Below are 15,539 nucleotides of genomic sequence, written 5' to 3'. Positions count from 1 at the left end.
AAAGACTTACTTCTCTTCGGCGGCGGGAGCCGCTTCAGGGGCCTCGGCCTCGACCGTCTCTTCCGTCTCCGGCTTCATCGCCGCCGAACCTGCAATGGTCGCGATGGTGAAGTCGCGGTCGGAGATGACCGGCTTGACGCCGGCCGGCAGCTTGACCGCCGAGATGTGGATCGAATCGCCGATGTCGGCGCCGGTGAGATCGACGGTGATGAATTCCGGGATCGCATTGGCCGGGCAGTGGAACTCGACCTCGTGACGCACGATGTTGAGCACGCCGCCGCGCTTGATGCCGGGGGACTTGTCTTCATTGATGAAGTGGACAGGCACGTCGACATTGACTTCCGTGTCCTTGCCGATGCGCAGGAAATCCACGTGCATCGGGAAGTCCTTGACCGGATCAAGCTGGAAGTCCTTCGGCAGGACCTGGATCTTCTTGCCGTCGACATCGATCGTGGCGACCGTGGTCAGAAACCCGCCGCCATGGATCTTGTAGAAGATGTCCTTGTAGGTGAGCGCGATCGCCAGGGGAGGCTGCTTGTCACCGTAAATTACTGCAGGCACTTTACCGTTGCGGCGAACTGCACGGGCGGACCCCTTACCGACCTGTTCGCGCGCTTCGGCCTTGAGCTCGTAAGTATCGTGGCTCATGGCACTTCCTTTCGTGTGTTATGGAGCGCCTACGGTTGGCGATGCCAGGCCGTAAACGTCGAAAGCCGCCAGACCTCGATGTCCGATACCGGAGACCGCGGTGAGCGGATCTTTGTTCGGGATCACAAGGGGAAGGCAGCCTTCCGCCGCGTTGCCTCCAAGGGTGTCTACGCGGGTGGCGGCTCTATAGCGGAAGGAGGGCAGCGGTGCAAGCCATGGCCGGAGGCGGGTCGCTATCGGTCGCCACTCAACGCGTCACGCAGGGCCTGGACCTGCCGGTTCAGGGCGTCGAGCTTGGCCAGCGTCATGCCGGAGCGTTCGATCAGGGTCTCGTTCAGGCAGTTGCATTTGACGAGGAGCGCGCGCCCGGCAGATGTCAGGTCGACCTGGACCTGGCGCTCGTCGCTCTGGCTGCGCTGGCGGGTTACCAGGCCGGCCTGCTCCATCCGCTTGACCAGCGGCGTGACCGTGCTCGATTCCAAGGCGAGCCTGTGCGCGATCGTGCCGACCGACATGCCGTCGGCCTCGCCCAGCGCGTTGAGCACGAGATATTGCGGGTAAGTGATGCCCATCTCGTCCAGCATCGGCTTGTAGGTGCGATTGATCGCCATGCTGGTCGCGTAGAGCGTGAAGCAGAGCTGATTGTCCAGCGGGAGAGGCACGACGCATTCCTTTGCCGATTAAACGCCTGTAATATGTACCACGAAAAATGCTATCGCGATACATATTTTTATGGACAGGGAGATCAAGCTGGGCTAGCGGTATTTATATCGCGATATTGTTTATCGCGATATAAATCTAATGGAGATTGAGATGACCTCGCAGACCAAATCAGGCTCAGGCAGCGGCACGATCACCACCAAGGACGGCACGCAGATCTACTACAAGGACTGGGGAACCGGACAGCCCATCGTCTTCCATCACGGCTGGCCGCTGAGCGGCGACGACTGGGATGCCCAGATGCTGTTCTTCCTGGCACAGGGCTATCGCGTCATTGCCCATGACCGGCGCGGCCATGGCCGTTCGACGCAGACGGATACCGGCAATGAGATGGACACCTATGCCGCCGACGTGGCCGAGCTTGTCGCGCATCTCGACCTCAAGGGCGCCATCCATGTCGGCCATTCGACCGGGGGCGGCGAGGTGGCGCGCTACGTCGCCCGGCATGGCTCGGGCGGCCGTGTCGCCAAGGCAGCGTTGCTCGGCGCGGTGCCGCCGATCATGCTCAAGACCCCAGCCAATCCCGGCGGCCTTCCCATCGAGGTGTTCGACGGCTTCCGCTCCGGCGTCGCCGCCAACCGCGCCCAGCTTTACGTGGATGTTCCCGCCGGCCCGTTCTATGGCTTCAATCGCCCGGGTGCCGAGGTTTCGCAGGGCGTCATCGACAACTGGTACCGCCAGGGCATGATGGGCGGCGCCAAGGCGCACTATGACTGCATCAAGGCCTTCTCGGAGACCGACTTCACCGAGGATTTGAAGGCGATCGAGGTACCGGTGCTTGTCATGCACGGCGACGACGACCAGATCGTCCCCATCGCCGACTCGGCGCTGCTGGCGATCAAGTTGCTCAAGAAGGGCGAGCTCAAGGTCTACAAGGGCTTTCCGCACGGCATGGCCACAACCCACGCCGAAATCATCAACGCCGACCTGCTGGCCTTCTTCAAGGCATAGGTTTTCCGAACGGACGAAAGAGCACCTGCGGATCTGGCGGGTGCTCTCTTCGCCCGGTCATCGACTGGCACATGGCCACCCACGCATCGAACCGGTCAGGTCTGCGGATTTCGGACGATACTCATGCCGCCATCGATCAGCATTTCCGAACCGACCATGAAGCGGCATTCGTCGGAGGCGAGAAACACCACCGCGTTCGCAATCTCCTCTGCAGTGCCGAACCGGCCCGCCGGTATCATGCCGACGACCGCCTTCGCGCGCGCCTTCGACGCCGCCGGGTTCAGGCCAAGCTTCTCGTTGAGCGGCGTATCGATCGGCCCCGGGCTGATCACATTGGCGCGGATGCCGCGCCCTATCAGTTCACCGGAGAGCGTTCGGGCAAGCGAGATCATCCCTGCCTTGGCCAGCGAATAGACGTCGGTTCCGGCCATACCCATATGCGCGTTGACCGAGCCGCTGAGGATGATCGACGACGGGTTGGAAAAGAGCGGCGCCAGCGCCTTGATCAGGAAGTACGGTCCCTTGAGATCGATGTCGATGCTCCTGTCGAAAGCCGCTTCGGTCCATTCGCCGAGCGGACGCAGATCAGCGATGCCAGCGTTGACGAAGACGGCGTCGAGCTTGCCGAAGGTCTCCCCAATCCGCCGCGCTATCTCGCTCTGAGCGGCGATGTCTCCGGCGTCGGCGACGATGACGAGCACATCGCCGCCGAGACTGTCGCGGGCCGTCTCCAGACGTTGTGCATTGGTGCCGGTGATGGCGACGCGCGCTCCCTGCTCGACGAAGCGCCGCGCCGTGGCGAGGCCGATGCCGCTGGTACCGCCAGTGATCAGCGTGGCCTTGTCCTGCAGTCTGGCCATGACGAAATGCTCCTTTGCGACTGGCGATCTCACCGGCGTTCAATTCTTAAGGTGCGCGGCAACCCAAGCCTTGATGTCGGCCATGACGATCTCCTTGTCCAAGTCGTTGAGGAGGTCATGGAAATGGCCGTCATACAATTTCAACGTCCTGTCCACGGAACCCGCCGTGTCGTAGAAAAGCTGGCTGCCGCTGGGCCTTGTCGCCTTGTCGGCCTTGCCATGCAATATGAGCACAGGGAGCGTTATCCGCGGGAACTCCTTCTTCAGTCTCTCATCGGCGCGAACCATGGCGGCCATGGTCTTGGTCGGCTGGGTTTCGTGCGCGATGAGCGGATCGGCGTTCATGGCTTCGACAATGGCCGGGTCGCGGGAAAAGTCCTCGTTCTTAAGATGCAGGACGCGCGCATGCGGGGCCAAATGGCTGAGCCCCTTGAGCACCGCAAGGACAAAGTCGGGCGCCGGCACCTGAAAAGCGAAGCTCTCGCAGATAAGCCCCGCAAGCCCGGCTTGGTTCTGCAGCGTATAGAGGCAGGCCACGACGCCGCCGACGCTGTGGCCCAGCAGGAAGACCGGCAGGCCGGGATCCCGCGATCCGGCGATCTCAACAACGCTCGCGACATCACCGGCATAGTCGTCGAAGGCATCGACGTAGAAGCGCTCGCCGTCCGACTTGCCACGTCCGCGAAGGTCGACGGCGTAAACCGCGAGACCGTCGGCCGTCAGTTGCTCCGCCGCCCAGCCGTAGTAGCCGCTGTGGGAATTGAAGCCGGGGACCATAACGACCACGCCGCGCGACTTGGCGGCCGGTCGCCACGATCGAAAGGCTATTGTCAAACCGCCGGCACCCTCGAAGCGGTCTTCAGTTGGGTTTAGGACTTCCTGGTTCATCTCTTCTTTCCTCGTTCAATGCCCTTCGACGGCGAAGACGATTTCGGCAAAGCCCGGCACGGTCTCCTCGCGCAGCCAGTCTCGCTGCAACTCGCAGGCGAACTGCACCCAAGTGACGGGCATGGCGCCGGCCTGGACGATCCGGTCGAGGCCGGCTCGATGCGCGTCTGCGGACGTGCCGCCCACGGCATCGATCATGGGGTAGACCTCAAACCCTTCCCGCAACGCGTCGAGCGCGGGAAACGCCAGGCACACTTCTGTCCATAGCGCGGCCATCACAAGCTTCTTGCGACCGGTCTTTCTGACGGCATCAACGAAATCGCTGTCTTCCCAGGCGTTGATCGCCGTTCGGTCGATCGGATCGATGTCCGGAAAGATGTCGTGCAGCTGATGGATGATCGGCTGGTTGCGGCCGGTGTTTACGTTGACGGTCGTCAACACCACGGGCACGCCGTAGAGTTTTGCTGTCCTGGCCACGGCGACGATGTTGGCGACCAGGGTTCGCCGGTCCATCGACGCGACGGATGTCACCTGGATCGGCTGATAGTCGATGATCAGAACGGCGCAGTTCTTCGGGGTCAGAAGATGATCCTGTTCCGGACTGCGCATGGGCTGGCTCGTCATAATACCTCTCCCTTTGTTGGCACGATCTTTCAGCCTGCCGGCGGCTATTTGGCGAGGAAGTCGAGGACCAGCTTGATCGTTGCGTCCGGGTTCTCCTCCATGATCCAGTGACCGGAGTCGGGGACGATGCCGGTCGTCACATCGGCGGCGACGAAGCGCAGGTCATCGGCTTGCGCGGTGCCGAAGGATTTTTCCGCGCCGACCGCCAGCACCGGCATGGCGAGCTTGCCGCCCTTGGCGAGAAACTCTTTGTTGTCGGACGCGTCTTGGGAGAATGCGGCGAATTGCTCGAAGGCGTCGTGCATAGCGTGAGGCCGTGCATAAAGCGCGGAGTAGTGCTCACGCGTCGCCTCGTCGATGTTCTTGGGATCGCCCGAAAGTTCGTTCCAGAAGCGGTCGAGATAAATGCGTTCGCGCCCCGCGACCAGGCGCTCCATGTCAGGACCACGGAAGTTGAAGTGCCACAGCAGCGGCAGGCGGATGATGTTATCCCAATCACCGATCCCGGGCAGCGGCGCGTCGATGTTGACCCACCGGCTGACGCGTTCGCGGTATTGGGCGACAAACGCGTAGCCCACCATATTGCCGATGTCGTGGGTGACGAGGTCGACCTTGTCGATCTTCAAATTGTTCAGGACGCCGGCAATGTCGACTGCCTCGTTCTTCTTGGTGTAGCCGGTGTCTGGATGGGCCGAAAGGCCCATGCCGCGCAGGTCCGGGACAATCACCGTGTGGTCTTTCGCCAGCTTAGCGGCGAGCGGAGCCCACATGTCGCCGCTGTCGCCGAAGCCATGAAGCAGCAGGACTGCGGGGCCCTTGCCGCCGACGCGGACGTAGAGGCTAGTGCCGTTGGTGTCGATTGACTGTGTCCTGAAGTCTGCTGGGAACGGGACGACTGTCGCCCACGCCGGCAGAGTACCCAGCAGCACACCGAATCCAGCCATGATTGTTCTAAGCATATTATCCTCCTTAACATTGAGCAGTGAAGCTTGGCCGCCATCAGCGCGAGGCAAGCGATTGCTTCTACAAGGAGCATAGGCAGGGGCTAGCGGATCGCCTTGCCCGATTCTGACCTGGAATGTACGAACCGTACCTTTTGTGGCGACCGCCGATGCCCGCGAAAAAAGTTTTTCGTTCCGTGTGTGAAACCGAGGGTGCTAGGTTCATACGATGCGCGATCGAGGAAGCGTCATGGACACCAGCGTCATGGACACCAGCACGGGAACAGCGGACGATCCGGGCGGGAAGCTTAAACTGCTCGATCAAGAACTGGCCCACGCGAGGAATGACCTCGATGCCAGCAGGAAGCTTTCAGCCCGGCTCACTGAAGAGAACGAATTACTTCGTATCCATGCGGACCGGCGGCAGTGGGAGGCGAGCTTTCGGCTCGCCACCGATACGACACCCGGATTGATATGGTTCGGCCGTGCGGACGGTTCGGTCGAGTTTTTGAACAGCCAATGGTGTGCCTACACCGGCCTCTCCATGGAAGAGGGATTGGGCTGGAACTGGGTAAGCGTAATCCACCCGGAAGACCTTCCCGGCCTGGAGGAACATTGGGGCGAGATCATCAAATCGGCACGTCCAGACGAGCATGAAGCGCGGATGCGCCGATTCGATGGCGCGTATCGGTGGTTTTTGTTGCGTTGCGCGCCGCTGGTCGACGAGGCGGGCGCGGTGATTCGGTGGTACGGCACGAACACGGACATCGAAGAGCGCAAACGCGTCGAGCAGGCGCTCAGTGCTTCAGCAAATGTCTCGCGCGGCCAGGTCGAGGCACTCAAGAGCACGCTCGATGCGCTGGCGATGGAACCCGTGGCCGATAAGTTGGTGGAACACGTGCTGCGCATCATCACCGAGCAATTCGGTGCGCATAGCATCAGCGTCTGGCGACGGGATGCCGGAAGTGGAATGATAGGCATCGAAATGGCCTTCGAAGAGGGCCGGGTGGTAACCAGCGCCGATCCTCGGTTCGCCGGGATAGACAAGTGGCTGCCGATGGAAGAGCGCTGGCCCTGGCCGGAGGTCTTTCGTACGAGTAAGCCCAGCCTCATCGAAGACATCCGCACCGTTCCAGCCTTTTCTCTGCGCGATCGCCTGCTGCCGATGGGCATCATCACTGTGTTGCTAGTACCAATGTTCGTTGCTGGCCATCTTGAAGGGGCGATCGGTCTTCGCTTCGTCGAGAAACGGATGTTTGGCACCGAGGGGATGGACCTCGCCCAGGCGCTGGCCAACCAAGTGATGCTGATGATCCAGTTCGCGCGCCTTTCCACTCAGACACGCGAAACGGCCGTGATCGCAGAACGCAATCGCATCGCTCGCGATATACACGACACTCTTGCCCAAGGGCTTACGGGCGTGATCGTGCAGTTGGAAGCTGCAGAGGATGCAAACCTGCGGGGACTTTCAAGAGAAGCCGGAGAGCATCTGGACCGCGCCCGTCGCTTGGCCCGCGAAAGTCTCAATGAAGCCCGGCGTTCCGTACACGCACTGCGTCCGCAGGCGTTGGCCGACAGCAATCTCAGCCGAGCGCTGGCCGAGTTGTTCACGAAGATGACGGCAGGAACCAGCCTGAAATTGGAGTTCGCGGTGCTTGGCGCACCGCGATCGCTGCCTCCGAATTCGGAAGAGAATCTGTTTCGTATCGGTCAGGAGATTCTTACCAACGCCTTACGCCATGCACAGGCGAAACTCGTCACCGCTAAGCTGATTTTTCTGCCAGGAGAAGTCTGCCTTGATCTGATCGATGACGGACGCGGCTTTGATCCTTCGAGCAAGAATGATGGATACGGCTTGCTCGGAATCAGGGAGCGGGTCGAAAGAATAGGCGGTCAGCTCGTTGTTCAAAGCTCGCCGGCCAAGGGCACGGCCGTGCGCATCACCTTGCCCTCGCAGGAGGCTTGAACGTCATGAGCGTTGCGCCCGAAAAAACGCCAACCGCCAAGATCAGGGTTCTGGTTGCCGACGACCACGTAACCGTGCGCGAAGGCTTGGCCGCAATCATCGGCCGTCAGCCGGACATGCTGGTCGTCGCGGAAGCCGCAACCGGCCGCGATGCCGTCGATTTCTGGCGGCAGCAGCATCCTGATGTCGTGCTACTCGACCTACGTATGCCGGTTCTCGACGGCGTCGCGGCTATGGGCGAAATCCGACAGCAGGATCCTTCCGCGCGCGTTGTCGTTTTGACCACCTTCGACACCGACCACGAGATTTCCCGCGCCATCAAGGCTGGCGCCAAGGGTTACCTTCTGAAGGATGCGCAGCGTGAGGATTTGCTCGACTGTATCCGCAAGGTGCACGCCGGTGAAACCTGCATCCCGTCGCTGTTGGTGGCAAAGCTTGCGGCCGCCGTCAGCAGCGAAGAACTGACCGGCCGAGAAATGCACGTGCTAACCCTGCTGGCGCAGGGCAAAGGGAACAAGGAGATCGGCCTCGGCCTGCATATCAGCGAAACGACGGTGAAATCGCACTTGCGCAGTGTCTTCACCAAGCTCAACGTCCTCAGCCGAACAGAGGCGATCGCAGTCGCCAGCAAGCGGGGCCTGGTTCAGCTTTGAGATCGACCCCTGATTTTGTATGTCTTCCTCCTTCTCGCCTCGCCGAATTCGACAAGCGCCGGTGCCATCGTTCGAAAGTATGAGGCCGCGACGGTTCGTTAGAGGCATCTAAATTTCCCTCGCCTCACCAATTTCGCCAGGCATCCACGAAGCGCATTCTGTCCGTCTTGAAAAGCAGGAAGTGTTGCGCTGAGGGGTGAGCTGTGACCAGTCAAACGATTGACCGTTTAGGTGAGGCGAGGTTGAACCTTGGGCCGGCTGCCGAGGGCTCTGCCCATAGATACCTGCGATCCTTGACCGGGGTCACGGTCGAGATAGCCCATCTGCATGGGCCAAGCAGCGATCCGGAGGACCTTCGCTCGACACTGCCGCGCCTCACTGTGATTTTGGAGCAGATCGGCGGTCATGCCGAAATGGGGCTAACGCCGCACCGCCTGGCACCTTTGCCGGTTGCCGGATATCGGGCTGCAAGTCATCTCACTTTCGTTCCAGCCGACACGCCTCTGTGGCAGCTTGCCCAGCGGTTCCGCTACATCCGCCGGCTGGTCATCGATTTCGACCTTTCCGTGCTGGCGGCCACTTTCGGGGACGCGCTCACGCTCGCATCATGCGTCGAGCCGCGCCTGATGTTCAGGGACAGCGGCATTCTTGCTCTAGCCGAACTGTTGGCCGACGCCTGCCTTGGCAGCGGGACGGACTGTCGCCTTTACGGCGACAGTCTCGCATTGGCCATGTCGTACAAACTGTTCGGTGCCGACAGAGCGCGACGAAACCGGGGCGGGCTTGCGCCTTCCCAACTCAGGCGCGTGATCGCGCTCTTGGAACAGAGCCTGCCCAATGCCGTCGCGCTGAAGGATCTGGCCGAATTGACCGGGCTTTCCGAAGCCTATTTCAGCCGCGCCTTCAAGGCTTCCACCGGCATGCCGCCGCAACGCTGGCGCGTGGCTGCCAAGGTTCAGCGCGCACAAACGCTGCTTGTGGAAACGGGCGACAGCCTGGCTGCCATCGCCCTTGCCTGCGGATTCGCCGATCAGAGTCATTTTTCGCGAGCTTTCCAGACCATTGCCGGCGCTTCGCCTGGCGCATGGCGAAAGAGACACTGCGTCTAAGTCTTCAAAGCTGACCCGGTGCCAACCGCTCGGCGTCGCAAGGCCAATGTCGAGCCGATCTACCAGGCCCGTTCAGGCCTTGCGGGCTTCCTTCATGTTGGGCAGGAACACCGTCAGCAGCCCCAGCAATGGCAGGTAGGAGCATATCTGGAAGACGAAATCGATGCCCTTCATGTCGGCGACGACGCCAAGCACCGCCGCCGCGATGCCGCCGACGCCGAAGGCGAAGCCGAAGAAGATGCCGGCGATCGTGCCGACACGCCCCGGCACCAGTTCCTGCGCGAAGACGACGATGTTGGAGAAGGCCGACGACAGGATCAGGCCGATCAGCACGGTCAGCACCATCGTCCATTCCATGTTGGCGTAGGGAAGCGCCAGCGTGAAGGGCAGGACGCCGACGATCGAGAACCAGATCATCGCCTTCTGTCCATAGCGGTCGCCAAACGGACCGCCAAGCAGGATGCCCAGCGCCGAGGAACCGAGGAAGAGGAACAGCATGACCTGCGACATCTGCACCGAAACGCCGAACTTATGGATGGAATAGAAGGTGTAGTAGCTGGAAAGGCTGGCGATGTAGGCGTTCTTGGTCAGCACCAGCAAGGTCAGCACCGCCAAGGCCCACATCACCTTGCGGCGCGGGAATGGCGAGACGAAGCTTGCCGTCTTGCGATTGCCCTGCGCGGCGCGCAGGCGGCTGTACCAACCGCCGACCTGCCACAGGATGACGATGCCCAACAGCGATCCGACGGCGAACCAGGCGATGCTGGTCTGGCCGAAGGGCACGACGATGAAGGCGGCCAGCAAGGGACCCATGGACTGGCCGAAATTGCCGCCGACCTGAAAGAGCGACTGCGCCAGGCCAAACCGGCCGCCGGAAGCGAAGCGGGCGATGCGCGAGGATTCCGGATGGAAGATCGCCGAACCGATGCCGATCAGCGAGGCGCCGATCAAGAGAAGGTAGTAGTGCCCGGCATAGGCCAGCACGACCAGGCCAATCAGCGAGGACGCCATGCCCCAGGGCAGCGAATAGGGCATCGGCCGCTTGTCGGTGACTGCGCCGATGATCGGCTGCAGCAGGGATGCCGTCACCTGGAAGGTGAAGGTCAACAGGCCGATCTGCCAGAAGTCGAGGCCGTAATTGTCTTTCAGAAGCGGATAGATGGCCGATAGCAGCGACTGCATGATGTCGTTGATACAGTGGCAGAGGCTCACCGCCAGGATGACGGTGAAGGCCGTCGCCTGGGCTGAAGCCTGGCCGGCGGTCGGTGGTGTCGCGACGCTGGTGGCTGTCGTATCGGTCAAGATAGCTCCGTGGTCTTTTTGGCGGGTTTCTTCCCGCAGGGCGGCGTGGCGGGCGCTTCCCGCAGGCAGCCTTATAGTCCGGTTGCCAAGCGACTTCTTTCGTGGTTTGGTCCAATAGTTTCGCAAGTGGGCCATAGCGAATGCCAAACACCAGGGAGATTTTCGGCGCCGGCCACTCCGATCTGGAGCAATTGCACGGGCTGCGATGGCAGTGGCTCGAGCAGGCGGTCGGGCCGGCGGTGGTGTTGCCGACGGAGTATCCGGACGGCTACCACGTACCGCACCACCACCACAGCCGCAGCCAGCTGCTGCATGCGCTGGTCGGCGTCGTGCTGGTGACGACGCGGCATGGGCGCTGGATGGTGCCGCCGGACCATGCGATGTGGATTCCGGCCGGCATCGAACATTCCGTCGAGATGCTGGGCGATGTCTCGATGCGCTCGGTCTATGTCATGCCCCAGGCGATTCCGGGCCTGCCGGAGGGCATGCGCGTCGTCGGCGTCACCGACCTGATGCACAGCCTGATCGTGGAATCCGAAAAGCTGCCGCAAGGGGGCGAACTGGAAGGGCGCGGCGGCCTGATCATGAACCTTCTGCTGCATGAGATTCCGCACTTGCCGGAGCGGCCGCTCGGCCTGCCGTTTCCGTCCGATCCCAAACTGGCGGCGCTCTGCCGGCGTTTCGTCGCCGCACCCTCACCGCACGCAACGATCGACGAATGGGCAGATACCGTCGGCATGAGCCGGCGCTCCTTCACGCGCGCCTTCCAGCGCCAGACCGGCCTGTCGCTGTCGACATGGCGCCAGCAGGCCTGCCTGTTCGCGGCGCTGCCGAGGCTCGCCGACGGCGAGCCGATCACGCGGGTCGCGCTCGATCTCGGCTATGACAGCGTGCCGGCGTTCATCACCATGTTCAAGCGCATGCTGGGCTCCTCGCCGCGCGGCTATATGCGCGGGGCGCGTGATGCCGGCGAAGGCATGCGGCGAGCCCCGGCCCGGTTAGAGTCCCCGGCGCCGTCGGCCTTGCCGCGGAGGTGACTGGATTTTCAGTCGAACAGGCTCGACACCGATTCCTCGGTCGCCGTGCGCGAAATGGCTTCGCCCATCAGGTCGGCGATCGAAATGACGCGGATGTTGGGCGCATCCAGCACGCTTTGCGTCGGCTGGATGGAATCGGTGATCACCAGTTCCTGCAGCTTCGAGCCGCTGATGCGGGCGACCGCGCCGCCCGAAAGCACGCCATGGGTGATGTAGGCGGTGACGCTGGTGGCGCCGTTGGCCAGCAGCGCGTCGGCGGCGTTGCACAGCGTGCCGCCGGAATCGACGATATCGTCGATCAAAAGGCAATCTTTGCCGGCGACCGCGCCGATGATGTTCATGACTTCCGATTCGCCCGGACGCTCACGGCGCTTGTCGACGATGGCGAGCTGCGCGTCGAAGCGCTTGGCCAGCGCGCGGGCGCGGACCACGCCGCCAATATCGGGCGACACCACCACGACGTTGCCGAGCTGCTTGTATTTCGCCTTTACGTCGCGCGCCATCACCGGCACCGAGAACAGATTGTCGGTCGGGATGTCGAAGAAACCCTGGATCTGGCCGGCATGGAGGTCCAGCGTCAAAACCCGGCTGACGCCGGCGCGGGTGATCATGTTGGCGACGAGCTTGGCGGAGATCGGCGTGCGTCCGGAAGCGCGACGATCCTGCCTTGCATAGCCGAAATAGGGGATAACCGCCGTGATGCGCTTGGCCGAGGAGCGCATGAAGGCGTCGATCATGATGAGCAATTCCATCAGGTGATCGTTGGTCGGGAACGAGGTCGACTGCAGGATGAAGACATCCTCGCCGCGCACGTTTTCCTGGATTTCGACGAAGATTTCCTGGTCGGCGAAGCGCCTGACACTGGCCTTGCCCAGCGGGATGTTGAGATAGCGGGCGACCGCTTCGGCCAGCACCCTGTTGGAATTGCCCGCGAAGAGTTTCATGCACCGTTCCTGGTGGAGGACGGAGAGGCCTGGCGGACTCTCCTGCGCCTTTTAACCGGGCTTTTAGCGGCCCGCGCTGGTATTGCAAGCGCCGAGATCGCGAATCCGCCGGCTAAGCCCAGGAAAACTGTTAGCCATCACCGGCTGGCAACAGGAAGCAGCGGACTCCCGCTGCTCCCTCTTCTAGTTTGGAATTGCTCTAGCTCGCCTTGCCGCTGAGAAAGGCCGCGAACTGATCGATGGTCTGGTCGGCGATCGCCTGCATGGTGGCTGGCGAGACCGACTTCCAGCTGTCGGCGCCAACGCTGTCGCCGGAACCGGTCGAAGGCGCCTTCATCTGGCCGTTGATGCGGTGCAACCTGTTGCCGGAAGGGTCGTAGACGTCCCAGACATAGATGACGGTGGTGTCCTTGCCCTCCGTCATCGCCGAGAAGTAGCCCTTGAGCACATGGGTCGCGGTCTGGTCCTGGCTGCCGGCGAGCGTGATGCCGCGCTGTTTGGCGCGTGTCTGAAGCTCTGCCGTCAGCGGCGTGGCGGCTTCCACCGACGCGCCGACGATCGGCGCGATCTGCAGCCGGGTCTTCGACAGGATGGCCGCGGCCTGGGCGGAGGTAACGGGCGCGGCGGTCGTGGTGGCCGGCGCGACCGACGATGGGGCGGGAACAGTGGCCGCGGCACTGCCTTGCGCGGAGGGTGCGGGCTGTGACGAGGCCGCCGGCGGGGTGATGGCGGAAGGTTCGAGGACGTCTTTCGCGTTTGTGCAGGCAGTCAGGGCCAATGCCACAAGCAATGACACGGTCGTCACATGCGATCGTCTCATTTGCCTTCTAACTCCTTGACGAAGAACGTCTCCCATCATGGATTCACTGCACGATCAAGTCGAGATCATGGCGGGACAGCGGCTTCGGCTGGGATTCGGTGGTCAGGTAGGTGCGGCCAAGCGTCATCGCCGTCTCGGTCTCGGAATCCATGATGATCATGTGGGCGAACAGCGTCATGTTCGGCGCGATCGGCTCGGGATTGCCCTGGTAGAACATCGGCATGTCCATCCAGGACGGCGTGAAGCGGGCACCGACCGAATAGCCGCAGGCGTTCAGCCGATGCTTGGTCAGGCCGTGCGCCTCCATGGTGCGGGCATGAGCGTCGAACACGTCGCCGAAGGTGTTTGCCGGCGTCATCACCTTTTCGACGGCCAGAAGCGCTGCACGCGCCGCGTCGAACAGCTCCTGATGGCGCTTGGAGACCTTGCCGGTCAGCACCGTGCGCATCATCGGCGCATGGTAGTGGTGGAAGACGCCGGCCCATTCCAGCGTCAGCTGGTCGTTCTTGGTGAGCTTGCGACGGCCGGCCTTGTAGCGGCACAGCAGCGCATCGACGCCGGAGCCGATGATGAACTCGTTGGCCGGATAGTCGCCGCCGCCGGCGAAGATAGCGCCCTGCATGGCGGCCAGGATCATGGCCTCGTCGCCGCCCTGCCTGATCAGCGGCAGGGCCGCGTCCAGCGCGTCGTCGGAGAGATTGGCTGCCTTTTCGGCCTTGGCGACCTCGGCCGGGCTCTTGAACAGGCGCAGCCGCCCGACAATGCCGGAGGCATCGGCGATCTGGCCGAAGGTCTGCAACTGCTCGTCCAGGCGGCGGCCATTGTAGGCGGTCAAGCCGTGGGTATCGTATTCGACGCCGATGCGGGCGCCGAGCAGGTCGAGTTCGTTGAGCAGGTTGCGCAGGTCGACCGCGGGATTGGCACCGTCGCGGTCGGTCCACAGCACGATGTTGTCGATGATCGAGGTGTGGCGCGCCTGGCGCAGATCGGCCGAACGGGTCAGAAGCACCATGGAGCCGTCGGCCTTCACCACCAGGCACTGGAAGAAGCAGAAGCCGAACGTGTCGTAGCCGGTCAGCCAATACATGCTCTCCTGCGCGAACAGCAGGATGGCGTCCAGCTTCTTCTCGGCCATCTCGATCATCAGGCGGTCGCGCCGCGCGTCGAATTCCGATCGTTCAAAATGCAGCGCCATTATACCTTCTCCAAAACGATCGCCGAAACCTGCCGGCCGTAATCGGGCTCCTTGCGGTGCGTGGTGCGCCGGTAGGAGTAAAACAGGTCTTCCTCGGCATAAGTGCAGCGGCCAAGGCCGTCGGCCGTCACTCCGGCCCTGGTCAGCCGGTCGACCGTATAGCGATTGAGGTCGAACATCGAATGGCCGGCCTGTGCCGAAGGCACGAAATACCGCGCATTCTCGCTGTCGGCCTCGATGAAGCGGGCGACGAATTCCGGTCCCACTTCGTAATTGTCGGGCCCGATCGAAGGGCCGAGCACAGCAAGGATGTTTTCGCGACGGGCGCCAAGGCTCTCCATGGCGGCAATGGTGTTTTCGAGTACGCCGGTGAAAGCGCCTTTCCAGCCGGCATGCGCCGCGCCGATGATTCGCGCGCCGGCATCGGCGAACAGAACCGGGCCGCAATCGGCTGTCGAGGCGCCGATGGCGATGCCGGGCCGGTCGGTGACGATGGCGTCGGCCTTGGGCCGCTCGCCCGCGAAGGGTTCCCTTGCGATGACGACGTCGGGCGAATGGACCTGCCAGGCGGTCAGCAGATGGTTTGCGGGCACGCCCATCCAGGCGGCGACGCGGCGGCGGTTCTCCGCCACCAGCGCCTGGTCGTCATCCGACCCGGTGCCGATGTTGAGACCCTGGTAAATGCCCGTGGAGACGCCGCCATTGCGGGTGAAATAGCCGTGGCGGATGCCTTGTGCCTGCGCCTTGTCCAGCAGCGGCGACCGAACGGGATTCGGTTTGGTCTGATTGAGCATGCGGGCGTTGTTGTCCGTGTAGGCGGTTTCGTCAAGGAAAAGCGGCCGGCGGTCCTGCCGCTCTTTTACCGAACGGGAGATTGGGAG

General features: G+C 62.5%; 16 protein-coding genes. 5 read left to right on the top strand and 11 right to left on the bottom strand.

What is annotated here, in order from left to right; all coding sequences use genetic code 11:
* Nucleotides 1-6: 6 nt before the first annotated feature.
* Complete coding sequence (locus LB556_RS26720) at nucleotides 7-648, bottom strand: 50S ribosomal protein L25/general stress protein Ctc (RefSeq protein ID WP_224570565.1); 642 nt, start codon at nucleotides 646-648, stop codon at nucleotides 7-9.
* A 233-nt stretch (nucleotides 649-881) separates the two neighbouring features.
* Nucleotides 882-1,310 (bottom strand): MarR family winged helix-turn-helix transcriptional regulator, encoded by a 429-nt coding sequence (locus tag LB556_RS26715; protein WP_224570564.1) that lies wholly within the window; start codon nucleotides 1,308-1,310, stop codon nucleotides 882-884.
* Nucleotides 1,311-1,461: 151 nt separating this feature from the next.
* Between LB556_RS26715 and LB556_RS26710 the strand changes: the two genes are divergently transcribed.
* On the top strand, nucleotides 1,462-2,319 hold the full coding sequence (locus tag LB556_RS26710; protein ID WP_224570563.1) for an alpha/beta fold hydrolase: 858 nt from the start codon (nucleotides 1,462-1,464) through the stop codon (nucleotides 2,317-2,319).
* 95 nt (nucleotides 2,320-2,414) lie between these two features.
* On the opposite strand, the gene LB556_RS26705 is transcribed toward LB556_RS26710, so the two are convergent.
* From LB556_RS26705 to LB556_RS26690, 4 genes are read right to left on the bottom strand one after another with little or no spacing between them, the layout of a single operon-like run.
* Complete coding sequence (locus LB556_RS26705; RefSeq protein ID WP_224570562.1) at nucleotides 2,415-3,179, bottom strand: SDR family oxidoreductase; 765 nt, start codon at nucleotides 3,177-3,179, stop codon at nucleotides 2,415-2,417.
* Nucleotides 3,180-3,218: 39 nt separating this feature from the next.
* Entirely contained in the window at nucleotides 3,219-4,067 is an 849-nt protein-coding gene (locus LB556_RS26700; protein WP_224570561.1) for an alpha/beta hydrolase, read from the bottom strand.
* A 15-nt stretch (nucleotides 4,068-4,082) separates the two neighbouring features.
* Entirely contained in the window at nucleotides 4,083-4,691 is a 609-nt protein-coding gene (locus tag LB556_RS26695; RefSeq protein ID WP_224570560.1) for a hydrolase, read from the bottom strand.
* Between the two features lie 44 nt (nucleotides 4,692-4,735).
* Nucleotides 4,736-5,635 carry an alpha/beta fold hydrolase gene (locus LB556_RS26690; protein ID WP_411908620.1) on the bottom strand — a complete coding sequence of 300 codons (900 nt, stop codon included), beginning with the start codon at nucleotides 5,633-5,635 and terminating at the stop codon, nucleotides 4,736-4,738.
* Nucleotides 5,636-5,882: 247 nt separating this feature from the next.
* On the opposite strand from LB556_RS26690, the gene LB556_RS26685 reads away from it, so the two are divergent.
* The 3 genes from LB556_RS26685 to LB556_RS26675 all read left to right on the top strand — a co-directional run bounded on the left by LB556_RS26685 (nucleotide 5,883) and on the right by LB556_RS26675 (nucleotide 9,360).
* Nucleotides 5,883-7,598, top strand: a complete 1,716-nt coding sequence (locus LB556_RS26685; RefSeq protein ID WP_224570559.1) for a histidine kinase — start codon at nucleotides 5,883-5,885, stop codon at nucleotides 7,596-7,598.
* A gap of 5 nt (nucleotides 7,599-7,603) precedes the next feature.
* Nucleotides 7,604-8,251: a response regulator gene (locus tag LB556_RS26680; protein WP_224570558.1), complete on the top strand. Its 648-nt coding sequence runs from the start codon at nucleotides 7,604-7,606 to the stop codon at nucleotides 8,249-8,251.
* A 293-nt stretch (nucleotides 8,252-8,544) separates the two neighbouring features.
* Nucleotides 8,545-9,360, top strand: coding sequence for a helix-turn-helix domain-containing protein (locus tag LB556_RS26675; RefSeq protein WP_224570557.1), 816 nt, complete (start codon nucleotides 8,545-8,547; stop codon nucleotides 9,358-9,360).
* A gap of 72 nt (nucleotides 9,361-9,432) precedes the next feature.
* Here LB556_RS26675 and LB556_RS26670 read toward each other — a convergent pair whose 3' ends face one another.
* Nucleotides 9,433-10,662, bottom strand: a complete 1,230-nt coding sequence (locus LB556_RS26670; protein WP_224570556.1) for an MFS transporter — start codon at nucleotides 10,660-10,662, stop codon at nucleotides 9,433-9,435.
* 140 nt (nucleotides 10,663-10,802) lie between these two features.
* On the opposite strand from LB556_RS26670, the gene LB556_RS26665 reads away from it, so the two are divergent.
* On the top strand, nucleotides 10,803-11,699 hold the full coding sequence (locus LB556_RS26665) for an AraC family transcriptional regulator (RefSeq protein ID WP_224570555.1): 897 nt from the start codon (nucleotides 10,803-10,805) through the stop codon (nucleotides 11,697-11,699).
* 8 nt (nucleotides 11,700-11,707) lie between these two features.
* On the opposite strand, the gene LB556_RS26660 is transcribed toward LB556_RS26665, so the two are convergent.
* The 4 genes from LB556_RS26660 to pgeF form a co-directional block, all read right to left on the bottom strand.
* Nucleotides 11,708-12,643 (bottom strand): ribose-phosphate pyrophosphokinase, encoded by a 936-nt coding sequence (locus LB556_RS26660; protein ID WP_224570554.1) that lies wholly within the window; start codon nucleotides 12,641-12,643, stop codon nucleotides 11,708-11,710.
* Between the two features lie 199 nt (nucleotides 12,644-12,842).
* Entirely contained in the window at nucleotides 12,843-13,463 is a 621-nt protein-coding gene (locus LB556_RS26655; protein ID WP_224570553.1) for a hypothetical protein, read from the bottom strand.
* 43 nt (nucleotides 13,464-13,506) lie between these two features.
* Entirely contained in the window at nucleotides 13,507-14,658 is a 1,152-nt protein-coding gene (locus tag LB556_RS26650; protein WP_224570552.1) for a M24 family metallopeptidase, read from the bottom strand.
* Nucleotides 14,658-15,452 (bottom strand): peptidoglycan editing factor PgeF, encoded by a 795-nt coding sequence (gene pgeF / locus LB556_RS26645; RefSeq protein ID WP_224570551.1) that lies wholly within the window; start codon nucleotides 15,450-15,452, stop codon nucleotides 14,658-14,660. The genes LB556_RS26650 and pgeF overlap by 1 nt, the downstream gene beginning before the upstream one ends.
* Between the last annotated feature and the right edge of the window lie 87 nt (nucleotides 15,453-15,539).

The organism is Mesorhizobium sp. ES1-4, from assembly GCF_020164745.1.
Taxonomy (GTDB): Bacteria; Pseudomonadota; Alphaproteobacteria; order Rhizobiales; family Rhizobiaceae; genus Mesorhizobium.
This window is presented reverse-complemented; position numbering and strand designations above follow the sequence as displayed.